This is a genomic window from Lacticaseibacillus zhaodongensis (assembly GCF_009687905.1).
GTDB classification, from domain to species: Bacteria; Bacillota; Bacilli; order Lactobacillales; family Lactobacillaceae; genus Lacticaseibacillus; species Lacticaseibacillus zhaodongensis.
This window is the reverse complement of record NZ_BLBG01000002.1, coordinates 307,868-329,603: the sequence shown is the minus strand read 5'-3', so window position 1 is coordinate 329,603 and position 21,736 is coordinate 307,868. Positions and strand designations below refer to the sequence as shown.

General features: G+C 51.8%; 20 protein-coding genes. 4 read left to right on the top strand and 16 right to left on the bottom strand.

Annotated elements, in window-relative coordinates:
• Positions 1 to 583 precede the first annotated feature (583 nt).
• From GN107_RS04080 to ytpR, 12 genes are all read right to left on the bottom strand, one after another.
• Positions 584 to 1,264 (bottom strand): sortase domain-containing protein, encoded by a 681-nt coding sequence (locus GN107_RS04080; RefSeq protein WP_155286563.1) that lies wholly within the window; start codon positions 1,262 to 1,264, stop codon positions 584 to 586.
• A 306-nt stretch (positions 1,265 to 1,570) separates the two neighbouring features.
• Positions 1,571 to 3,520, bottom strand: a complete 1,950-nt coding sequence (gene thrS, locus GN107_RS04075; RefSeq protein ID WP_155286562.1) for a threonine--tRNA ligase — start codon at positions 3,518 to 3,520, stop codon at positions 1,571 to 1,573.
• A 344-nt stretch (positions 3,521 to 3,864) separates the two neighbouring features.
• Entirely contained in the window at positions 3,865 to 4,791 is a 927-nt protein-coding gene (gene dnaI / locus GN107_RS04070) for a primosomal protein DnaI (protein ID WP_155286561.1), read from the bottom strand.
• A 2-nt stretch (positions 4,792 to 4,793) separates the two neighbouring features.
• The gene (locus tag GN107_RS04065) at positions 4,794 to 6,197 is read right to left on the bottom strand and encodes a replication initiation and membrane attachment family protein (protein ID WP_196246240.1); all 1,404 of its coding nucleotides are present in this window, start codon (positions 6,195 to 6,197) and stop codon (positions 4,794 to 4,796) included.
• A gap of 523 nt (positions 6,198 to 6,720) precedes the next feature.
• Complete coding sequence (gene nrdR / locus GN107_RS04060; protein WP_155286559.1) at positions 6,721 to 7,185, bottom strand: transcriptional regulator NrdR; 465 nt, start codon at positions 7,183 to 7,185, stop codon at positions 6,721 to 6,723.
• A gap of 65 nt (positions 7,186 to 7,250) precedes the next feature.
• Positions 7,251 to 7,850, bottom strand: coding sequence for a dephospho-CoA kinase (gene coaE / locus GN107_RS04055; RefSeq protein WP_155286558.1), 600 nt, complete (start codon positions 7,848 to 7,850; stop codon positions 7,251 to 7,253).
• Between the two features lies 1 nt (position 7,851).
• Positions 7,852 to 8,727 carry a DNA-formamidopyrimidine glycosylase gene (mutM, locus tag GN107_RS04050; RefSeq protein ID WP_155286557.1) on the bottom strand — a complete coding sequence of 292 codons (876 nt, stop codon included), beginning with the start codon at positions 8,725 to 8,727 and terminating at the stop codon, positions 7,852 to 7,854.
• Positions 8,728 to 8,757: 30 nt separating this feature from the next.
• Positions 8,758 to 11,394 carry a DNA polymerase I gene (gene polA / locus GN107_RS04045; RefSeq protein ID WP_155286556.1) on the bottom strand — a complete coding sequence of 879 codons (2,637 nt, stop codon included), beginning with the start codon at positions 11,392 to 11,394 and terminating at the stop codon, positions 8,758 to 8,760.
• A gap of 181 nt (positions 11,395 to 11,575) precedes the next feature.
• Positions 11,576 to 12,280 (bottom strand): Bax inhibitor-1/YccA family protein, encoded by a 705-nt coding sequence (locus tag GN107_RS04040; protein ID WP_155286555.1) that lies wholly within the window; start codon positions 12,278 to 12,280, stop codon positions 11,576 to 11,578.
• Positions 12,281 to 12,373: 93 nt separating this feature from the next.
• On the bottom strand, positions 12,374 to 13,690 hold the full coding sequence (gene murC / locus GN107_RS04035) for a UDP-N-acetylmuramate--L-alanine ligase (protein WP_155286554.1): 1,317 nt from the start codon (positions 13,688 to 13,690) through the stop codon (positions 12,374 to 12,376).
• Between the two features lie 51 nt (positions 13,691 to 13,741).
• A complete protein-coding gene (locus tag GN107_RS04030) occupies positions 13,742 to 14,437 on the bottom strand; it encodes a hypothetical protein (protein WP_155286553.1) in 696 nt (231 codons plus the stop codon).
• A 159-nt stretch (positions 14,438 to 14,596) separates the two neighbouring features.
• Positions 14,597 to 15,241, bottom strand: coding sequence for a YtpR family tRNA-binding protein (gene ytpR / locus GN107_RS04025; RefSeq protein ID WP_155286552.1), 645 nt, complete (start codon positions 15,239 to 15,241; stop codon positions 14,597 to 14,599).
• Positions 15,242 to 15,378: 137 nt separating this feature from the next.
• Here ytpR and GN107_RS04020 point away from each other — a divergent pair, with 137 nt between their 5' ends.
• Positions 15,379 to 15,672, top strand: a complete 294-nt coding sequence (locus GN107_RS04020) for a hypothetical protein (protein ID WP_155286551.1) — start codon at positions 15,379 to 15,381, stop codon at positions 15,670 to 15,672.
• Here the strand turns inward: GN107_RS04020 and trmB are convergent.
• From trmB to GN107_RS04005, 3 genes are read right to left on the bottom strand one after another with little or no spacing between them, the layout of a single operon-like run.
• Positions 15,660 to 16,319 (bottom strand): tRNA (guanosine(46)-N7)-methyltransferase TrmB, encoded by a 660-nt coding sequence (trmB, locus tag GN107_RS04015; protein WP_155286550.1) that lies wholly within the window; start codon positions 16,317 to 16,319, stop codon positions 15,660 to 15,662. The genes GN107_RS04020 and trmB overlap by 13 nt on opposite strands.
• Before the next feature lie 30 nt (positions 16,320 to 16,349).
• A complete protein-coding gene (locus tag GN107_RS04010) occupies positions 16,350 to 17,564 on the bottom strand; it encodes an ABC transporter permease (RefSeq protein WP_155286549.1) in 1,215 nt (404 codons plus the stop codon).
• Positions 17,564 to 18,292 carry an ABC transporter ATP-binding protein gene (locus GN107_RS04005; RefSeq protein ID WP_155286548.1) on the bottom strand — a complete coding sequence of 243 codons (729 nt, stop codon included), beginning with the start codon at positions 18,290 to 18,292 and terminating at the stop codon, positions 17,564 to 17,566. The genes GN107_RS04010 and GN107_RS04005 overlap by 1 nt, the downstream gene beginning before the upstream one ends.
• A gap of 93 nt (positions 18,293 to 18,385) precedes the next feature.
• On the opposite strand from GN107_RS04005, the gene GN107_RS04000 reads away from it, so the two are divergent.
• The 3 genes from GN107_RS04000 (at position 18,386) to GN107_RS03990 (ending at position 20,207) form a co-directional block, all read left to right on the top strand.
• On the top strand, positions 18,386 to 18,814 hold the full coding sequence (locus tag GN107_RS04000; protein WP_155286547.1) for an HIT family protein: 429 nt from the start codon (positions 18,386 to 18,388) through the stop codon (positions 18,812 to 18,814).
• A gap of 2 nt (positions 18,815 to 18,816) precedes the next feature.
• Positions 18,817 to 19,161 carry a YtxH domain-containing protein gene (locus GN107_RS03995; RefSeq protein WP_155286546.1) on the top strand — a complete coding sequence of 115 codons (345 nt, stop codon included), beginning with the start codon at positions 18,817 to 18,819 and terminating at the stop codon, positions 19,159 to 19,161.
• A gap of 110 nt (positions 19,162 to 19,271) precedes the next feature.
• Positions 19,272 to 20,207, top strand: a complete 936-nt coding sequence (locus tag GN107_RS03990) for a peptidylprolyl isomerase (RefSeq protein WP_155286545.1) — start codon at positions 19,272 to 19,274, stop codon at positions 20,205 to 20,207.
• A 438-nt stretch (positions 20,208 to 20,645) separates the two neighbouring features.
• Here the strand turns inward: GN107_RS03990 and GN107_RS03985 are convergent, their stop codons facing one another.
• On the bottom strand, positions 20,646 to 21,626 hold the full coding sequence (locus GN107_RS03985) for a 3'-5' exoribonuclease YhaM family protein (protein ID WP_155286544.1): 981 nt from the start codon (positions 21,624 to 21,626) through the stop codon (positions 20,646 to 20,648).
• Between the last annotated feature and the right edge of the window lie 110 nt (positions 21,627 to 21,736).

The following is a 21,736-nucleotide window of genomic DNA, read 5'->3' as shown; positions in this document are numbered from 1 at the left end:
AACAGGACTTTTGTCTTGGTGTTTTTTATCGTCTCAAATTTGAGGCGATGGTGGCTAACTTGATTCTAAAACGCGGGGTTTTATTAAATCCTGCGCAAATAGGTATTACCCGAATGTAAAATATCACTCACTTCATAGTGAGTTGTCTACGGCGAGTCAAATGTAACACCATTGTTTAAAAATGATATTAGTAAGCCAAGAACCACTGCGACAACTACAAGCGTTACCAATCAGGACAAATTAGCTTCACTTTCAGTGCTTATTATGTTTTAGCCATGCGTTACCAGCTATGTTTAAGTGATTTCAGATACGACCTGCTTCGAATCATGCCCGTCAATTCATAGCTGATAAAAACAACTCACACATGATTTTATCAAAACAGATTACTCATTTGGTACAGCACGAACACCGCCTATATTTTGGAAAATTGTCCTTCCTCTGGTCCAAAAAAATGACCTGCTCTCCAGCAGGTCCCCCAAAACTTTGAAAACGCAATGCTTATGGTGCCCACCGCGACTCCCCAGTCGCGATGTGTAATTATTGTCAGGCTGAATCCTACCTAAACTAACAACTGTACTGCTACTTAACGTGCCCAGACGACGCGGTTGATACTGTCATTGATACAGGTCTGTAAAACGATTTGCTCGCCTTGTCGCGCGTCCACAATGTCCTTGTAAACACTCGTCTTGGTGCCCGCGATGTCACCACGATCGGTAACGTTTTTGTGCCAGGTCACGTGGTAAACCCGCGTGTGACCAGCGGAATCCCTTACAGTGATCGGTGTGCCAACCTTCATCTTGGTGATAAGACCAAAATTCGTGGTGTTGTGTCCGATCATGTGTGTCGACTGCCCGTCCGTAACTGACAAATGTGTCTGTCCGCCCCAGGTTTGCGCCCGGTTACCACTAGGTGCTGTTGTCACCGCCCTGCTACCGGTAATGATCGGTGTGACCGTGCCCAGGAACGCAATGGTACTGCGGGCTTGGATCTTCACGGCAGTTGGCCTTAGCGCCAGCTGCTGCCGGCTTTTAATGGTGACTTCTGGCTTGCTCACTGACTGGCTGGGCGCCTCACTCTGAACAACGCCCGGTGCAACCCGCAGGCGGCGCCCGCCACTCGGCTGGGTGCTGACCCGCTGACTGATGCGCACATCTTCCGCAAGGGCAGTGCGCGTCCCGACTTTCTGCGCACTAGCACCGCCGAGAATTCCTCCCCCGGTGAGCAGCACAACAGCGGCGGCAATGCTAAAGTATTTAGTTTTCATGTCATTACACTCCCTAAAAATGTGTAACCTGACAATAACCGAATTACTCTCACCGTGCCCCCCAGCACTCAAGTAATCCTTTTACACTGATAATGTTACAGCATCATAGACTAAATACAAGCAAAGCAAGAAAATAGATTGTAAAAGTATCGCAACAAATAAAAAGCCTACAGATACTTGAAAAATAGTATCTGTAGGTCAGGGCCTTTTCTATCAAGAAAAAGCTAATGGTATTTTAAATTTTGTGAATCATCCAGCGGCTACTTTGCGCAGCAGTTGGGAGACCCCACCTAGAATGCGCCCAGATTAGTTTTTCTGGCGAGCATCCTTCCGGGAGTAGTTAGCGATGTCCGCCTGAACCGCGTTGACAAACATCTTTGCGGACTGGGACCAAGCTTTATCTTCACCATAACGGCGAACTGATACCGTTGCGGAGTTGACTTCATCGTCACCAACAACAACCGTGTACGGAATCTTCTGAGTCTGGGCTTCACGAATCTTGTAACCCATCTTTTCGTTCCGGTCGTCAACTTCAACCCGGATGCCTAGCTTCTGCATCTGGTCCTTAAGGCGGTTGACGTATTCCAGGTGCAGCTCGTTCTTAACTGGAATCATTTCAACCTGCACTGGTGCAAGCCAGGTTGGGAATGCACCCTTGTACTGTTCGATGAGGTATGCAATGAAGCGTTCCATCGTCCCGACAATCCCACGGTGAATCATAACTGGCTGGTGTTCTTGACCATCGGCACCGACATAAGTCAGGCCAAACCGCTCTGGCAGCATGAAGTCCAGCTGGATGGTGGACATGGTTTCGTCGTTACCAAGCGCGGTCTTGGTCTGGATGTCAAGCTTAGGACCGTAGAATGCGGCTTCACCTTCAGCTTCGTAGTAGTCAAGGCCCAAGTTGTCCATCGCAGCCTTCAACATGCTCTGGCTCTGATTCCACATCTCATCGTTGGCGTAGTACTTCTGGGTGTTCTTTGGATCACGGTACGACAAACGGAAACTGTAGTCCGTAATGTCAAAGTCAGCGTAAACGGACATGATGAGCTTGAGAATCTTCTGGAATTCGTCCTGCACTTGGTCGAGGGCTACAAAAGTGTGGCCGTCGTTCAGGGTCATGGCGCGAACCCGCTGCAAACCAGAAAGCGCACCGGACTTCTCGTAACGGTGCATCAGACCGAGTTCAGCAATCCGCAGTGGCAAGTCACGGTATGAACGGATGTGGTGCTTGTAAATCTGGATGTGGCTTGGGCAGTTCATTGGCCGCAGTTCAAGCTCTTCACCCTCACCCATGTCCATTGGGGGGAACATGTCCTCACGGTAGTGGTCCCAGTGGCCAGAAGTCTTGTACAGGTTCAGGTTGGCTGCAACTGGGGTGTAAACGTGCTGGTAACCGTCAGCAACTTCACGGTCAACGATGTACCGCTCAACAACACGCCGAATCGTAGCCCCGTTTGGCATCCAGTAAGGCATCCCGGCCCCAACTTCTGGGTCAACGAAGAACAAGTCAAGATCGCGGCCGATAACCCGGTGGTCACGTTCCTTAGCTTCCTGACGGCGTTTTGCGTCATCTTCAAGGTCAGCAGCCTTGTAGTAAGCAGTCCCGTAAATCCGCTGGAGCATTGGGTTGGAAGACATGCCTTCCCAGTATGCGCCGGCAACACTGAGCAGGTTGAAGTGCTTGAGGTCCTTCAGGTTAGGCAGAAGTGCACCCTCTTCAAAATCGAAGAAGTCACCGAGCTTGTGGCCCTGAATTGGGTCGCCTGCGCGCTTAGCAAGTTCACCCTTGAACTTGTCGTCGCCGTAACGCTTGGCACCTTCAGCGGCAGAAATGCTTGCCAGTTCAATTGCGCCGCCATCCTTGATGATTGCTTCCATCTTGGACTTGATTGCCTTCAGGTCGGTAACGGCAATCTGGCCGTCATCCTTGTCGGTGTCGTAGTAGAAGCCGTCTTCAGTTGAAGCGCCCTGACCAAAACGCAGGCCTGGGTACAAGGCGTTCAAAGCGTCAGCGAGCACGAAAGCTGCGGTGTTGCGCAGAACACGTAAACCATCAGCACTGTCCTTCATGACGATTTCGATTTTACCGTCTTCTTTGATCACGGAGCTCAAGTCGATCAGCTGACCATCGAGCTTGGCAGCGACCGCCTTCTTGGCTAGTGAAATGCTGATGCTCTTGGCAACATCAAGGGCAGTAGCGCCATCAGCGAATTCCTTGACGCTTGAATCGGGGAATGTAAGTGATAATGACATATAAGTCTTCCTTTCTTACTCTCATCACAATCATGACGAGGCTTGTTAACTTTATTAATCGAAACGTGCGGAACAAAAAAACGCCCCTGCTATCAATTACTTGATATCAGGGACGATTAACTCGCGGTTCCACCCAGATTGGCAGGTGCACGACACACCTGTCCTCTCGAACACTCGTAACCAGAGCTCAGGGCCATTGCTGGCAATCTCGGGAAGTGGTGCGGTTCAGTACTGCGCGGTTTACAGCCAATGACCACGCTCTCTGCTGGGTGAGAACCTTTTGTTCCGTCTTCGATGCCATTATTAAACCACACATGGTCGCGAGACGCAAACATATTTCCAAATTATTCGGTCTGCCGCCGGTTTATACCACCGACAAAAACCTCCCGCGCAAGGTAGCGCACCCGCTCCATGATTCGCGCCGCCTTCACGTTTTCCGCGTCGCCGCGCTCATTTCCAGCAAAAAAGCCTTCCAGTTCGGTCATACTCTTATTGGAACTGAATAGCGTCGGCAACTGTTCCTGCATGCGGTATTGCAGAATTACGCCGAGCACCTCATCGCGGAACCACGGGCTCAGTGCTTCCGCCCCAATATCATCCAGAACGAGGACTTGGGCCTTCTCAACCTGCTCGATGCGCGGCAGGACACTGTTGTCACCAATGGCCGCCTTCATCGTGACCGCAAAAGTGGGAACGTGGAGCAAGGTTGTGGCCACGCCAAACTCGGCAATTTTCTTTGCCACCGCCCCGAGTAGGTAGGTTTTACCAACCCCGAACGGTCCGGACAGATACAGGCCCTTTGTGAAGGCGTGTGGGTGCTCCTTGATGGCGACCGTGAAGTCGGTCGCGGCAACGATGGCATCAATGCGCTCATCCGTCTGCTCATATGTGGCTAGGTCAGCGTGGCGAATGTCTTTGGGCATGTTGATCGCGGTAACCAGCGACTGGCGCTCAACAACCCCATCCGCAGCAATCTTGGCTGCAGTCGGCCGGTATTCAATATCGATCAGGTGGGCGCTGACAACCAAAACGGGCTCGTAGCCAGGGGCAAAAGGCTGTTCACCGCGCGCAATTTTATCCCGCTGCTGGACATATTCATACAATTTCGCGGTGCCGCGTTCAACGGCAGAATCAGCAAGTTCAGCGCTGTGCGCCTTAATAAATGCCTGAACGTCAGCATCATTTTGCACAGCAGCCTGCATGCGCCGGTACTCAGCACCCTGACTGCTAGCGTTCATGCGCTCCTGCAAATACTTCGACAGATTATCCACGCTTAGTCCTCCTTCTTCTTGCCGCTATCTAGCTGCTTGAGCTTCGCGTTCAGTTCAGCCCGCACTTTTGCGCTCACAACTGGTTTCGGCGCCACGTAATCTTTCTTGGCCCAGTTCGGGACCGTCTCCTTACGCTGCGGACGGCCATACTGCTTGCGCTTGCCCTGACTGCGCTTCTGCTGCGGCTTGGTCTTACCGGCCTTGTACGCCCGTACCTGCGCGATTGCTCGCTCCGGACTATCGACCTTAGCCTCGATCCACGCATTAGCGACCGCATCAAGGTAAGACGCATTGATACTGCTGGAATCCTGCAAAACGTAATCTACTAAGACGTTGATTGTAGCGACGTCAAACACGTTCCGCTCACTGAGCTTGCGCAAAGCAAACAACTCGTTCGGAGCCGCATACAGCTGCGGGTCCTTCCGCTTCTTCGTCACGGTTAGGAACTCTCGAATTGACATGCTCTTGGCGTTCTTCAGCAACTGCAGTTCAACCGCAGTATATTTGACCTGCTCATCATCGCTGCTTGCGGCTGGTGCTACCGCTGCAGTCGCCGCACCACCATCGTCCCGCCGATTGCGGGCGATTCGCGATTCACCCTTGCTGTATTCTTGTTCAGCCGCGCTCCGCATGCGGGCGACGTTGATTTTACCGGTCAGGCCATCAATTGCGCGCGCAATAATCCGCGCAAGCGCACTAGTCGACAAACCGTAAAAGCCAGCAATGGCAGTGATGGCGCTCTGCCGATCGTGTAACTCACTACTGCCGATACCGCTCTTGGCAAGTAGCTTTCCGAGCAGTTCCCAGTCGACCTGATTGGCGTCGACTCGCACCTGCGGGCTGGGCTGCTCGGCGCTGGTATCGCGCGCCGCTTCCACAGTCGGCGCCGGGTTAGTCAAATCGCCAGCAATTTGGAACACATCTAGGAACTTCCGCGAAATGTCGGTCATGTCACTACGCCGGACCGGGGTAATCGTGAAGCTAGAAGCTAACTCCTGGTAGCGGTCCGGACCGACCGTGTCGTAAAGGGCAATGCTGAGCAGATCATCCTTCAGAAAATCGGCTGGTCGCAAAGGCGCGTACATTTCGTAAACAAAATGCCGCTCCGTATCAACTTGCGTATAGGTCTTCATCAGCCCCACCGCTTCAAGACGCACCCGGGCGGTGTATAGGGTATCAATCTCAACTCCCAAGGTCTCAAGCAGACTACTGTGTGGGCGCCGATCCTGAGTGAACATGGGGTGGACGCGAACTTGGGTCCACAGCGTCTGGTACAAAGCTGCGGCAACCGGACCAATCAGCGGCTGATACAAATAGACCAGCGTCTGTTGGTCCAAACTGCCAATTAATTGTGCCCGCGTTGCGAGATAATCGCTCTGCGGAGTGAATTCTGCTGGATGTTGCAAGGTAGGACCTCCTTTCAGGATACAGAGCGAAGCGGGACGGTTTGAAGCTGAGCATTTGCGTACTCCGGAAGAAATGCCGGCTTTTGGCATTACTCCCGGAGTGTGCAAAGCGCAAGCTTCGGTCCCGCGTAGCTCGACTCGGCACCGGAATCTTGGAAAACGTTGCTAGAAGCGCTACGGTGCCGAGTCGAGCTGCGTCACCCTGCTCCTACTCCGTTGTCCATTCTGCTAAGGGCAGCAAGCTGCACAAGCAGAAATGGCTCCGCTCAAAATGACTTAGGCCTTGACGAGAAGAACACTCGTCAATACCTAAGTCACCTTGATGCTCAGGAGCAACCCGGGTGACTTCGCTCTGTATTTTCATAGTCGAGCTGCGTGAAGCAGGAGCTTGCGCTTTACACACTTTGCGCCAAATGCTAAAAACCAGCATCTGGCGCAAAGTACGTAAATGCTCAGCTCCTGAACGCCTCACTCCGCTCTGTGTGCAAAAAACGGCCCCGCATTCACCGGGCCGCCCTTGCAGTTATTCTTTGTGTTCGCGTTTCATCATGTCCTGCAGTTCACTCATGAAAACGGACATATCCTTGAACTGCCGGTAAACGCTGGCAAAGCGAATGTATGCAACGTCATCAACGTCGGCGAGTAACTTCATAACGTACTCACCAATGCTCTGACTGGAAACCTCATTTTCGCCAATCGTGCGCAGCTTGTTTTCGACTTTCTCGACGATCTGCTGCATTTGCTCCATTGTTACTGGGCGTTTTTCAGCTGCACGAATGAGTCCGCGCAGGATTTTTTCCCGGTTAAATTCTTCTCTGGTGCCGTTCTTCTTAATAACGAGCAGTGGAGTCTGTTCGACGCGTTCAAAGGTCGTGAAACGATAACCGCAGTTCTCGCATTCACGCCGGCGCCGGATAGCCTCACCGCCATCTGTGGGCCGTGAATCAACGACCCGCGAACTATTGTGATGACAATGTGGACAGTGCACGATATACCTCCTAATTAATTCCGGATTATGCTACCTGAATTATAGCAGAGATTAAGTACAAACGGCTATAGCTGGCGAATGTGGGCAATTAGTTGCTGCACCTGGACGTCGCGCAAGGCTTCCGGGCCGCGCGTGTCAATGGCAAAATCCGCCCGGGCGAGCTTTTCAGCAGTTGGCAGCTGCGAAGCAATCCGTTTGTCAGCCTGAACCCGCGTCAGCCCATCCCGCGTCATCAGCCGTTCCCGTTGGCGTTCATCGTCAATATCCATCGCAACGACACCATCAAAGAGGTCCGCATAATTTTGTTCAAAAAGCAGGGGCACATCCCCCACAACAATGTCGGGCTGCTTGGCGACCGCCGCGGCGAGTTGCTGTTCGAATTCCCGCCGGATCGCCGGCTGCATGATTGCATTCAGTTGCTGCCGCTTGGCGTCATCTGCAAAGACGATTGCCGCCAGGGCACCGCGGTTGAGCGCCCCGTTTCCCTGCACGGTCATCGGGCCAAAAGTAGACTGCACCTTTTTGAGTAGTGCACTATCTGGCTGCAGCAACTCTTTGGCAATCATGTCCGCATCGATCACTGGATAGCCTGCTGCTGCAAACTCCGCAGCTGCACTCGACTTCCCACTCGCGATGCCACCGGTAATTCCTAGTTTATAAGTCATCTTAATCCTCGCTTACTCTATTGGCTTCTGACGTAGCTGCAGCTTCCGGATTGACCTGGCAGTGCGGGCAAAAGTGGGTCCCGCGCCCGCCAACTTTAATTTTAACAATTGCAGTGCCGCAGCGCATGCACGGCTCCCCAGTCCGCCCATATACGTTCAGCTTATTCTGAAAGCCACCGCTCTTGCCTTCAGCATCCACGAATGAGTGCACCGTGGTTCCGCCCAGGCGAATCGCGTCCGCGAGTTCCTTAATAATGTTATCGTGGAGCTCCTGAATTTGAGCGTCCGTCAGCGTGTTGGCCGGCTGTTCCGGGTGAATTTTGCTCATCCAAAGGGTCTCATCGGCGTATATATTACCGACACCAGCAACTGTCGATTGGTCAAGAATCACCGTCTTGATAGCCTTCCGGTGTCGAGCCAGCTTCGCGGCAAAATCGGCAACGGTGAAGTCATTGGCAACCGGTTCGGGGCCAATTGTGACCAGTCCACTCAGCGCCGTCATCTCGGTACCCGTTTTCACAATTGTCATGCGGCCGAACTTGCGCGAATCAAAATACCGCAGTTCCGTCCCGTCACTGAAGGTGAACCAGACGTGCGTGAAGCGGGCGTGCGGCTCGTCCTTGTCGGTCATCAGGGCATACTTACCCTCCATGCGCAGGTGCGAGACGATGGTCAAATCGCCATCCAGCCGCAACAACAAGTACTTACCGCGCCGGTCGACCGCGATGAAACTATGGCCAACCAGCTGCTCACGAAACTCAGCGAGCCCACCATTTAGAATTTTCTCCCAATCAGTGCCGACCGCGACGATCTTGCGGCCAACAATCAGCTCGCTCAATGTGCGCCGAACCGTTTCCACTTCAGGTAATTCTGGCATCCTACACCCTCCATTTACTAAAACATTCTGCTACTTGGCATCATACCACGTCTTGCCGTAATGACTCTCCACCTTGAGGGGCACGTCGAGCTTAACGGCCGAATCCATGATTTGTGGGACCAGCTTACTCAGCTCCTCTGCTTCAGATTCCGGGGCTTCAAAAATCAGTTCGTCGTGCACCTGCAACAGCATCGTCGCCTGCATGTGCTTTTCTGCCAAGGCTTTCTGCATCCGCACCATCGCAATCTTGATGATATCGGCCGCGCTGCCCTGAATCGGGGTGTTCATCGCGGTCCGCTCGGCAAAACTGCGCAAGTTAAAGTTCCGACTGTGGATGTCGTGTAAGTAACGGCGGCGGTGGAATAGAGTTTCAACATAGCCCTGTTCCCGCGCAATCGCAACCTCTTTGTCCATGTAGTCGTGAACTTGCGGGTACTGCGCAAAGTAACCGGCGATAAAGTCTTTGGCCTGTTTGCGGGTGATTCCGATATTCTGAGCCAGGCCAAAATCACTGATGCCGTAAACGATCCCGAAGTTGGTGGCCTTGGCCTGCCGCCGCATGTCTGGTGTGACTTCACTAGCGTCTTTTAAGCCAAAGATTTTAATGGCGGTATTGGCGTGAATATCGCGGCCCTCTTTAAAGGCCTCCTGCATATTCTTGTCGCCAGAAATGTGGGCCAGCACCCGAAGTTCGATTTGCGAATAGTCAGAGCTGAAGATGATCCAGTCCGGATGGCTCGGCACGAACGCTTTGCGAATCTGCTTGCCAAAATCACGCGCGGGAATGTTCTGCATGTTGGGATCGACTGAACTGAGCCGCCCCGTCTGTGTTAGCGTCTGCAGGTAACGCGTGTGGATTTTGTGATCATCGTGCACGGCCTTGGTGAGACCCTTGACGTACGTCGACTGCAGTTTGGAAATAGTGCGCCACTGCAAAATTTTGCCAATAATGGGGTGACTGCTCCGCAACTGCTCCAACACGTCAACACTGGTGGAGTAGCCAGTCTTCGTCTTCTTGATGATCGGCAGACCAAGGTCCTCAAATAAGACAACTCCAAGTTGCTTGGGGGAGTTCAGATTGAATTCGTGGCCGGCTTCCCGGAAAATATCCTGTTCGAGCACGCTCATGGTGCCGGTGAACTGCTTGCCCATCTCGTCGAGGGTGTCCTGATCGAGAGTGATCCCGGCAATTTCCATTTCAGCCAGAACCCGCGACAAGGGTTGCTCCAAATCGGTAAAGAGTGCGGTTTCACCCTGTTCTTCCAGATCAGTCAGCAACTGCGGCCGCAAAGTCAGCAGCGCCCGGGCTTTCCGCGCGAGGTGCTCGCAAAATACGTCCTTGTCAGGCATGTGCAGTTTAGCGCCCTTACCGTAAACGTCAGCATCACTCGGCAACGCGGTATAGCCATGCCGGCGGGCCGCGGTACCCAGGTCGGTGCTGTTGTCGTCGGGATCAAGTAGGTAGGACGCCAGCAAAACGTCACAGTCCGGATTAATGTTCAGGCCTAACCGGTGCGCGGCCACGATGTTGCGCTTAGCATCAAAGACGGTCAGCTTGTTGTTTTTGTCCTCAAGGAACATGTGCAATTCAAGGTCATCGAGCAAGCTGAGGTCCTGGCTGATCAGCGTCGTGTTTTTGTCAGCAAGCACGAAGCCTTGAATCGGAGCAAGGTGGTAGTTGTCCTCAAGCATTTCGAGCTCAAAAGCCAGTGGGGCGCGCAATTTCTGGGTCAAGCCTAGGTTATCTGCCGTTAGTAAGGTGTAATTTATCTTTTCTTGCTTTTCCGGTTCGGCCCCACCCAAACGTGTGAGGGCCGTCTTCATGTCCATATCACTGAAGAAGTCGCGCAACTTATCCGTGTCAGGTTCTTGATAATCAATATCATAAAGCCCAATCGTGATTGGCGCATCCTGCCGAATCCGGGCGAGATCCTTACTCATGAAGGCGTTGTCCTTGTCGTTGACCAAGTTGTCCTTCATTTTGCTTTTCTTCAACTCGTCAATGTTGGCGTAAAGATTCTCCATCGTGCCGAACTGCTTCAAGAGCTTGATAGCGGTCTTGGGACCGATACCGGTGACACCAGGATAATTATCAGAAGTATCACCCATCAGGCCCTTTTTGTCGACAATCTGGGCCGGGGTGACGCCATATTTCTCTTCAACGTGTTCTGGCGTGAATTCTTCAACGTCCTGAACCCCCTTGACGGTGAGGGCCACGGTGATTTTGTCCGTTGCGAGCTGGGTCAAGTCCCGATCCCCGGTGACCACAATGACGTCAGCGCCGCTGTCTGCACCCTGCTTCGCCATCGTGCCAATAATGTCGTCGGCTTCCCAATCGGCCAGTTCGTAATGCTCAATGTTGTAGCCATCCAGCATCTTCTTGATTAAGGGCAACTGCTCAAGCAACTCGTCTGGAGTTTTTTGCCGGCCACCTTTGTATTCATCGTATTTTTTGGTCCGGAAGGTCGTCTTGCCGGCGTCAAAAGCCACGAGCACCTTGTCCGGCTGAATCCGCTTGAGCAGGATGTCCAGCATGTTGTTGAAGCCAAAAATAGCGTTGGTGTGCACCCCATCATGATTAGTGAAGCGATCAAGTGAAGTGTAGGTCGCGTAGAACGCACGAAATGAAATGGAATTACCATCAATGAGCAGGATAGTTTGTGCCACTGGGCTACCTCTTTCCTTTTGCTTTTCCGAAATACTGCTGTATCCATTGTACCAGATAGCTGTTTTTCGTTACAGCACTGGGCCGGAAGCCACGACCGATAACAGTTCAAAACAGTTAGAAACATAAAACGGGCCCCAACTTAAGTTGAGACCCGCAAGTGACTTTTGAAATTTAGTCGTGTTAGTTGTTGTCATTACCCACACCGAAAATCTGCAGGATGGTGATGAAAAGGTTCAGGAAGTCTAGGTAAAGCATCAGCGCACCCTGAATCGCCAGCGCACTGATTGCCGTGTCCCCTTGTGCCTCCGCCTGCGCGTAAAACCGTTTCAAAGTTTGGTTGTCGTACGCAACCAGCACGATGAAGATTGCGAGAATCGCGTAGTTGATAAGCATTGCGAGCCCACTAGAGTGAATCAGAAAGTTGAGAACCGTCATCACTAGGGCACCAACCAATGCCGTTGTTGCGATACTGCCGGCACGGCTGAGATCCTTGTTACCATAAATCCCAACCAGGGACATGGTTCCGAAAATGACCCCGGTGACGACCAGTGCGGCCACCACGCTCGTTCCAGAAAACTGGGCCATAATTACCGCCATCGTCGTGCCTTCAGACGCTGCTAAGCCGAAAAACATTAACCGCGCCCGACCCGGATTTGCGTATGCCCGCGCCCCCGAGCCAAAGATGATGAACACGAATGGCAACAGTAGCATTACCCAGTAAAACACAGGATTACTGCTAATAAAATTAACGTATTGATCGTGGAAAACGTACCCCAGCAAGTACGTTATGGCTGCGGTAATAAGCAAGCCAACTCCCATGTTGCCGTAAACCCGGCCGAAGAATTGACTAATGCCAGATTGACTGACAGAGCGACGTTCTTGCATGTAACCATTCCTTTCGTACTACTTTGTTTAATAAGCCAGTATACGAGCATTTGCTGGAATCGTCTACCGGACTAAAGTCTGATTTCCCACGTCCTACTTCTGGCTGTTGAGCAGGTCTTCGTATGCCCGTTCGTACTTCTGAATGTCACCAGCACCCATGAAGACAACAACGGCATCGTGGAATTCCAGCAGTGGGCTCATGTCATCAAGCTTGATGACCCGGCCGCCATGGTGAATCTTGGCACCCAAATCTTCAGAAGAGACGCTGCCGCTGCGTTCACGGGCGGAGCTGAAGATGTCGGTCAGGAAGACTTCATCAGCCTTGTCGAGGGTCGCCGCAAATTCGTCCATGTAGGCAATCGTCCGGCTGAAGGTGTGGGGCTGGAAGACCGCAATGACCTGCTTGTCGGGGAACTTCTGCCGGGCGGCGTCCAGGGTTGCGCTGATTTCGCTTGGGTGGTGTGCGTAGTCGTCAACAATCGTCATGTCGGCAACCTTCTTCTGGGAGAAGCGCCGCTTAACACCATCAAAAGTTGCCAGCTCGCGGGCAATAAACTCTGGTGCGAGGTGTTCCGTGTACGCAACAGCAACAACGGCCAGGGCGTTGAGCACGCTGTGGTCACCAAACAGTGGCACACTGAAGTGACCGATCAACTCGTCGTGGAAGTAAGCATCGAACTCAGAGCCCTTGGTGTTGCGGTTAATGTTACGAGCAATAAAGTCGTCAGTATCCTTTTCACCGTAATAGTAAACCGGAACCTTGACGTCCAGCTTGCGCAGCCACTCGTCATCACCCCAAGCAAAGATGGCCTTTTTGACCTGCTTACCCTCGGTCTCAAAGGCATCATATACGTCTTCAATGCCGGTGTAGTAGTCAGGGTGGTCAAAATCAATGTTGGTCATGATGAGGTAATCTGGGTGGTAAGCAAGGAAGTGCCGGCGGTATTCGTCGGCTTCAAACACGAAGAACTTGGAATCAGGCTGACCGACACCCGTCCCATCACCAATCAGGTAACTGGTCTTAGCAATTCCGCTAAGAGTGTGGGCGAGTAAACCGGTGGTGCTGGTCTTACCATGGGCGCCGGCAACACCAATACTGGTGTAGTTGTTCAAAAGTTGACCTAAGTATTCGTGGTAACGCAGAACCTTTAAGCCCATTTCGTGCGCACGGGCAATTTCAGGGTGCTCATCGGTGAAACTGTTACCGGCAATGACCGTGTAGCCTGGCTTCAGGTTATCAGCGGAGAACGGTAGGCATTCGATACCCGCCTTTTCCAAGCCTGTTTGCGTGAAGGTGAACTGGGTGATGTCACTGCCCAGAACCTTGTGTCCCAAATCGTGAAGAATCAGTGCGAGTGCACTCATCCCTGAACCTTTAATCCCAATAAAGTAGTCAGTTTCTTCAGTCATGCCATTAATCTTCTTTCCGTTTTCAGTGCATTCCGCACGATATTTGATTAGTTAATGCTTAGCTAGTTGCTCCGGGTGAACCCGAAAGTAGTTGGTGATTGCGACGTGGATCGCCAGCCACGTCGGCGCAGGTGCAACGCGCGGCGTGAGCGCGCTCAAAGTCATCTGGTGCTGAACCGGCGACCCATCTTGCGGCAGCGGTGGCTTTGGCCGCACGATCTCGACCGGCCACCATTCCTCTTCTGCGACCGCCTCAGAAGTTTCTGACACAGAAGCGTTGCTTGACGGTGTGGCAGCAGCGGTCGGTGTTGTTGACGGAGCGGGCGCTTCATCAGCGGTCGTGTTAACTTCCGTAGCCGGGGCAACAGGCTGCGCGGCGTTCTTTGTCGGTGCGGGCACCGGGGCCGCTGTAGCGGACTGCAGCTGGTCTAAGTCAACAACATCGCCATCAGCAGCGGTCGTGAAGAGCACAACGTCCTCATCATCCCGTGCAAAATCGGCAATGATTGCAGCATAGTCAACCTTAGGCTTAACCCGCCGATTAACCGTGCTCGGCGGGGTCACAAATTGCGCCATTGGGTCAACAGAATGATAAACGGGCTCTTTTGTTGCTGGCACCGCCTTGGTGTGCGTGGCGCCCGCCTTCTCCGCGTGTTTCTGTGGAGGCAGCTGATAAGCAGCCGTTTGTGACTGCTCCTTTTCGGGCTCCCCATCACGCCGGAAAGCTGGTCCATCGTAATGATCCATGTCCAATACCTCCTGCCGATGTTTACCTTTAATCATATCACATCTTTGTCTAGACCTCTGCAAAGTCAGTGATTCAGCGGTGAATTCTTGTCACCCACAGACAAAAAAACGGCAAGTAAAATGGGGACTAGCGGTTTCACCCCCTGGTCCCCACTCTTATTAGTCCTGTGCCTGTGTTGCCAAGGCGCTAACACCCATTTCTGTGGTGAATGCCGTCCCCGCAGCGAGCTCATCAGGCAGAATCAAGATTCCCCGCTTTTGAGGTGCGTTTGGCAGTGCGAGTTCACGCGCTGCACAGAGCATTCCGTAACTGGACACACCGCGAAGGGCGCCCGGCCAGATGATTTTGCCGTCTGGCATCATTGCTCCGGGCAAGGCTGCAACCACGTGCTGGCCCTGCGCAACATTCGGTGCCCCGCAGACGATTTGCTTGGTATAACCACCCAAATCAACTTGAGCGACGTGCAGATGATCAGAGTCTGGGTGTGCTTTGAGTTCACCAACAACCCCAACCACAAACTTCGGCTTGGTGTCCGCAACTAGTTCCTGGGTGAAACCGGCAGCGGCGATGGCGGTATTCAACGCATCAATTTGCTTTTCGCTAAGCTGGACCTGACCGCGGCCGGTGATCTCTCCGATAATCTTGGAAACATTGAAGAAGTTGTAACCAATTGTTGCACCGGAAGCAGCCGTAATTGCGACCACATCCCCGACCTGCTTACTGGTCTGGCTGCTTTCATCTTCACCCAAAATTAATAGTAGGGTGTCCCCTAAACTATCTGGGTTGTAACTGCTGATAAGCATTCTATTTTTCCCCCTGTTATTGCCAGTGATTAGATTCCGCTGGTCATCTCTTCTTAATCCAAGCAAATATTCTACAGTTTTTGACCGTCAATGCCAAGCAACTCGGGTATACTGGGCATATTGAAGGAGTGATTATCTTGAATAAAACCGACAAAGCTTTCGTTATGCTCGCAACTGCCGCCGCTGCTGCATTAGCCGCAGCTGCTCTCGCCCGCCGGCAACGTGTTGAAGCTAAGCGCTCCGCTGAGTACCTTGAACGCGCTAAGCAGCAGCTCCACCGTCCCGTCGCCGGTGGCTGGATTTACAACCAGCCCCGAGCAGAGCACGGACGGCGAGTCTACCACGGTGGTGTGATCACCAAGTCCCCGCGTGGCCGCAGTGTGCAGTCATTCCGCGTTGCTACTGACGACGGGTACATCTATTTTGACTGATCAGTATTTGGAAAACGGGCAACTAGTTCGTAAATCCGACCGCCTTTGGAACTGAATTTCTGTTCATATTCAGTTTCCACGTTGTTCTCGACCCGCGTGTCCTTGTGTAAATCCAGACTAACGAGGTCGAAGTGCATCCCAAAATTATTCATGCTCACAAGTGAGTATTCAAACAGGCCCTGATTATCGGTCTTGAACTGAACCACGGCGTTCGGTGCCAAGATTGCAACGTATTGTTGCAGGAACGTCCGGTAAGTCAGGCGCCTTTTTTCGTGCTTAGTTTTTGGCCACGGGTCGGAAAAGTTTAAGTACAAGCCGGCAACCTCAGTGGGAGCAAAGTATTCACTTAAATCCGCCCCGTCGCCAAGTATCAGGTGGAGGTTAGGTAACTGTAATTCCACCTGTTTGCGCAAAATGTACGCAACGGCGACCTCCTGTAGTTCCAGGCCGATGAAGTTCTTGTCAGGATTAGCCTTCGCCATTTCGGTAATAAAGCGGCCCTTACCGGAACCAACTTCTAGCATCAGTGGCTGTTCCTTGGCAAATTTTTCCTGCCACTTTCCTTGCATCCCCACGGGGGTAATGCTGATCATATCTGGATGTGCTTCAATGAGCGGCTTAGCCCAAGATTTATTACGTAATCGCATGTCGGTTCCCTTCAGCTCATTTATGAGCAGTTATTTGTTTGCATTTTGAACCCGCCGCGTCAGAAACGCAGACGGGATGACGCCGGCAATAAAAATCAGCGCCAACATGGCTATAGCGGTCGTGACGCTTGGAAGGTGGCTAAACGCACTCACACCAATCACGAGGGCACTGACCATCAGCACCACCCGCACCAGCTGGGTCCAGGCGTGCACGCGCTGTGTATCCGGCAGGGGGTACATGTGCGTGAACACAACATCACGATAGCGTCCAGCGAGCGGGACCAGTTGCACGGCGAGCAGGTAGACAAAAATCACCCCCACCGCAGCGCTCAGGTACCACGTACTGCAGATCCACATCAGCACTGCCGCAATCACCGTGAGCCGCACTGCCAAGCCTAAATACTCCTGGCTACGGACAAAGCCCCTGCTGAGCAGGAACAGCCAACTGTTACCTGGCCCCTGCTTGATGCCACTGAGCAGCGGGTCCAAGTATTTACGCCGGCGCACACCGCCACCAAGGCCTGGCACATCAGTAAACATGTTGTAAAAGCGGTAAATGCTCCCCATCCGGCTGGCTTCAAGTTCAACAGTCGTTAGCAGATCTAATTGGCGTTGTTGCCGTGCTTGCCGCTGCATTCGTAATGCAAGTGCGAGCACTAGCAGGGCAACTAGCAGGGCAACTAGTGGGTTAAGGAGAAAGCCAATTGTGCTAGCAATGAATGCACAGAGCACAAGCAGCGGCCGCCAAATGCGCCGCAACTGCGGTGCAAAATACAGACTGCCAAACTGCAGCGCCAAGTCCGCGCCCTTAAACAACAGTTGCGTAACTGCCTGCACACCGACCCACCACAAAGGCACAAAGGCACCCCCATGCATCAACGGCCAGGCCGCTAAAGTGAGCATGATTTGCAAAACAAAAGGCAACACTGCACTATAGCGTACTGCTCTTTGTAAATATCCACCTAACTGTCCAGTCCGGGGGAGCAAAAAGATGGTGTCCGCCCGTTGCAGCAAGGTCGCCAGACGGCCTAAAGGCAAACTCAAACTAAGTACCGCCGCGAGCAATGGGGCAGTCCAAAGCGCGTGGTTGCCGACCCCTTTGACAAATTGACTGTAGGCATAGAGCAAGGCTCCAAAGAGAACCAGGAGCACAATGACAAAGTGGTCGTTGAACACGCGGCTTAGGTAGCGGGACTGATCCTTTTCATGGCTGACCAAGCGGCTACGCCATAATTCTCGCATCATTAAGCCTCCTTCGTCATCGCCATGTAAATATCATCAAGCGATGCGTCTGGCATCTGCATTTGGTCGCGCAGTTCATCAAGGGTGCCATTAGCCCGCAGGCGGCCATCTCCGAGTAAAACAAAGCTGTCTGCATTCGTCTGGGCATTAGCCAGCACGTGGGTGGACATGAGCACGGAAGCACCTGCCGCCTTTTTGGCCGCAACCAGTGCGAGCAGGTCGTGCACCGCCACCGGATCCAAACCGGTGAATGGTTCATCAATGATATACAGACTCGCATCGGTCATGAACGCCGAGGCAATCATCACCTTCTGTTGCATCCCCTTGGAAAAATTGTCGGGGAACCAATCCAGCTTGTTGTCCAAGCGGAACTTCTTCAGCATCGGTGTAAGCCGCTGCCAAGCGTCATCGCTATCCAGCCCGTAAGCCATAATGCTGAGTTCCAGATGTTCCCGCAACGTTAGGTCTGGATACAAGACGGGCGTTTCGGGGACGTAGGCAATCGCACTGCGGTATGCATCTTCATTCTCAGCGAGCGTTTTGCCATTAATCTTGATGGTGCCACTCTGCGGACGCAAAAGCCCGATGACGTGCTTGATTGTCGTTGACTTACCGGCTCCGTTCAGGCCAATCAGACCAACTACCTGCCCGTCTTTGACCGCGAAACTGAGCTCGTGGAGGACCGGTATTTGGCCGTATCCGCCCACAAGCTGATTAATTTCTAAACTCATTGGTGTCCCTCACAATCTATCCATATACTGCTACTGCTGTAAATGATACCATATCAGTAAGACCGAATTCGCATAAAGAAAAGGGGTTCTCATATGAATGATTGTGTTTTCTGCAAAATAGTCGCTGGTGACATCCCAAGTGTCACCGTTTATGAAGATGATGAGGTCAAGGCGTTTTTGGATCTTAGCCAGGCAACGCCAGGGCACACCCTGCTCGTACCGAAGAAACACGTCAAAGATATTTTCGAATACGATGACAAGCTGGCAGCGGCAGTGTTCAGTCGCGTCCCGAAGATTGCCCGGGCAATCAAGGCCAGTGATTCAAGAATCACCGGCATGAATATCATCAACAACAACGGTGAAGTCGCGTACCAGAGCGTCTTCCACTCCCACATCCACTTCATCCCCCGCTACAGCAGCGATGATGACTTCAGCATCCACTTCGGTGACCACGGCGACCAGTACACGCACGAACAATTAGTTGCAATTGCCGCTAAGATCCGGAAAAATTTGGAGGATTAGTCATGGCGGGTTTTGCAAAGGGATTATTGCTGGGCGGCATCGTGGGCACAGTCTTTGGCTTACTTACAAATAAGCGCAGTGGCCCAGACAACCGGGCTGAAGTTAGTGATTGGGTTAACGGAACAAAAGCGGATCTTGACCACTTTCAACACGCAACTGCCGCGGTCCAAGCCGCTGCACACAAGTTGCAGGAATTGAACACCAGCACGCTCCAGCCAACTACTGTCGCGATTCAGCAGTCGATTCGGGACTACGAATTCAAAACTGCCCCTCATCTTGCCAAAATGCGTGACTCAATGGAACATATTAATGATGCTGTAAACGATGCAAAGCAACCAGAACAATAGTTGACGTTATTATGAAACTTATGTGAATCAAGGCACAGCGGCGTTCGATGTGTTATATTAGAACTCGAATTCGCTTATGCGAACAAACAAAAAGATTAGGATGTGTCAAAATGAAGAAATGGATCGTCGGCTTCACCGGTTTAGCGGTTGCCGTTTTGCTTGCAGGTTGCTCTAACTCAACCGTTGCCAGCATGAAGGGCGCCAAGATTACCAAAGACGAATATTACGACCAGATGAAGAAGAGTTCAGCCGGCCAGCAAGTTCTTAGCAGCATGATTGTTGCCAAGGCGCTTGACCAGCAGTATGGCAAAAAGGTTTCTAAATCTAAGGTCACCAAGCAGTTCAATGCGATGAAGGCTCAGTATGGCTCTTCATTTGCTTCAACGCTTGCTCAGAATGGTTACACCGAATCTAGCTTCAAAGACCAAATCCGCACTTCCCTTCTTTCCGAGGTTGCACTGAAGGACCTGAAGAAGGTTTCCCAGTCCGACCTTAAGAAGCAGTACAAGTCCTACCAGCCAAAGGTCAAGGTACAGCACATTCTCGTGAAGACCAAGGCCCAGGCGCAGAAGATTATTGATGAATTTGCTAAGTTGCCTAAGAATCAGCAGACAACCGCTGAATTTGGCAAGCTCGCCAAGGCTAATTCCACGGACACAGGTACTAAGAATTCCAAGGGTCAGCTGCCAGCATTCGACAACACCGACACGCAACTTGACGCTACCTTCAAGAAGGCTGCCTTCAAGCTCAGTAAGTCTGGCGACTACACCACCACGCCAGTTAAGACTCAATACGGGTACCACGTTATTCGCATGATCGATAACCCTGGTAAGGGCAAGATCTCTGATCCTGCTACCAAGAAGGCGCTGACCAAGCAGATCTACACCACGTGGGAATCTGACAGCACCGTCATGAACAGCATCACTGGTAAGGTGCTCAAGAAGGCAAATGTCCAGATCAAGGACAGCGACCTCAAGAACGTTCTTTCCACCTACCTCAACCCAAGTTCTTCCAGTTCCAGTGCCGCAACAACCACTGGTAACTAATCCAAGTAACCATTAAAGTTGACCGCCCATTAAATACCTGGGTGGTCAACTTTTTTTGCTATTTTTAACGTTATTTTAAAGGCCGTGGTAACACGGTGCTAAAACTAGTCCCTGCGCCGTAATTCGGAGCATGTCCAACATTTTAGGGCATCAGTGTATAAAAAAACCACCGCCGAAGCGGTGGAAAATATTGGGGGGATTTTTTTGAGGGAGTGTAACGAGCATATTTACTATTCTCGTTCCATGACTTAATATACCATCAGCAAAAATAGGTATTGTGCAATAATCAAAAATTAGCGTTGTGTTTTTTGCACAGCACATCGTGATATTTATGAAGACAATAAGATTATTTTTAAAAGTAAATTAACTGCTCGCTGAATACTAAAAGAGAACCCCGTATCGCGGAATTCTCTTTTAGTATTCTTAATTTAGGCAGGATTACTTTTGGTCAGGCTGTTTGCTTGAATAATGCTGAATTGAGGCGGGTTTGTAGAAACGACGGTTATCCATCCCGAAGAGGCGCTCAGAGAACTCTCCGCCCTGCACGTGCGCAACGGCGTTAGTCATCATGTTGATGGAAGCATCCAGTTCGTCGAGATCATGGAGAATTTCCGCTTCGACCAACTGGGGCCGAACGGGGGAACCGTATTCGAGCAGGCCGTGATGAGCAAGAATCATGTGCCGCAGCATAACCACGTCTTCTTGCTTAGCATCAATTTTAAGTTCTAGGCAGACCCGAATAATTTCCTCATCAATTAGGACAATGTGCCCGATCAGGTTGCCGGTAACGGTGTACTCAGTGGAAACAGGACCACTAAGTTCAATGGTTTTGCCCAAATCATGCAGAATTGCGCCGGCGTACAGCAAAGATACGTTAATGCCGGGATACTGCTCGCCAATGTGTTTGGCGAGCCGCAGAATTGAAAGGGTGTGGAACGCCAAGCCCCCGCCATTCGCATGGTGGTTGCTCTTAGCAGCCGGATAGGTAAAGAATTCATCGTGATGATCACTAACTAACCGGCGCACGATCCGGTTCCAGTTGGGGTTCAGAATATCGAAGATGAAGGTGTTGATTTCCTCTTCCATCTGGTCCGCTTTTTCTGGAGCCCGTTCGAGGAAACGCTTCGGATCTGCCCCCTCTTCCTGAGTTGCTAGCCGCATTCCGTACAGCTTGATTTGCGGGTTGTCGTGGTACAGTTCGCGTTTACCAGTCACCTGCACGACAACGCCGGCGGTAAACTGCGCAATCGCCGCATCGGATGCGTCCCAAAGCTTCGCGGGCATGTGGCCGGACGTATCCTGTAGCACCAGTGCAATGAATTTATTACCATTCTTAGCCACGCGCACGTCGGCCGATTTGATTAGAAGCGGTAGTTTAATTTCGTCACCATTACGGTACTCAAATAAACGTTTTGCCAAAGTATTAACCCCCATTGTTGTCTTTGCGTTTATCATACCGATATTTTGCTGTAATAGCTAGTCAGGGCGCGTATTTGACCATACAAGTTCGCTTATCCATTATTAAAAAA

Coding starts and splice junctions, on each gene's coding strand:
- mutM (WP_155286557.1), bottom strand. CDS start 8,727: ATGCCAGAATTACCTGAAGTGGAAACGGTTCGGCGCACATTGAGCGAG.
- GN107_RS04000 (WP_155286547.1), top strand. CDS start 18,386: ATGAATGATTGTGTTTTCTGCAAAATAGTCGCTGGTGACATCCCAAGT.
- GN107_RS03990 (WP_155286545.1), top strand. CDS start 19,272: ATGAAGAAATGGATCGTCGGCTTCACCGGTTTAGCGGTTGCCGTTTTG.
- GN107_RS03995 (WP_155286546.1), top strand. CDS start 18,817: ATGGCGGGTTTTGCAAAGGGATTATTGCTGGGCGGCATCGTGGGCACA.
- GN107_RS04010 (WP_155286549.1), bottom strand. CDS start 17,564: ATGATGCGAGAATTATGGCGTAGCCGCTTGGTCAGCCATGAAAAGGAT.
- GN107_RS04030 (WP_155286553.1), bottom strand. CDS start 14,437: ATGGATCATTACGATGGACCAGCTTTCCGGCGTGATGGGGAGCCCGAA.
- GN107_RS04005 (WP_155286548.1), bottom strand. CDS start 18,292: ATGAGTTTAGAAATTAATCAGCTTGTGGGCGGATACGGCCAAATACCG.
- trmB (WP_155286550.1), bottom strand. CDS start 16,319: ATGCGATTACGTAATAAATCTTGGGCTAAGCCGCTCATTGAAGCACAT.
- GN107_RS04040 (WP_155286555.1), bottom strand. CDS start 12,280: ATGCAAGAACGTCGCTCTGTCAGTCAATCTGGCATTAGTCAATTCTTC.
- murC (WP_155286554.1), bottom strand. CDS start 13,690: ATGACTGAAGAAACTGACTACTTTATTGGGATTAAAGGTTCAGGGATG.
- coaE (WP_155286558.1), bottom strand. CDS start 7,850: ATGACTTATAAACTAGGAATTACCGGTGGCATCGCGAGTGGGAAGTCG.
- thrS (WP_155286562.1), bottom strand. CDS start 3,520: ATGTCATTATCACTTACATTCCCCGATTCAAGCGTCAAGGAATTCGCT.
- GN107_RS04080 (WP_155286563.1), bottom strand. CDS start 1,264: ATGAAAACTAAATACTTTAGCATTGCCGCCGCTGTTGTGCTGCTCACC.
- ytpR (WP_155286552.1), bottom strand. CDS start 15,241: ATGCTTATCAGCAGTTACAACCCAGATAGTTTAGGGGACACCCTACTA.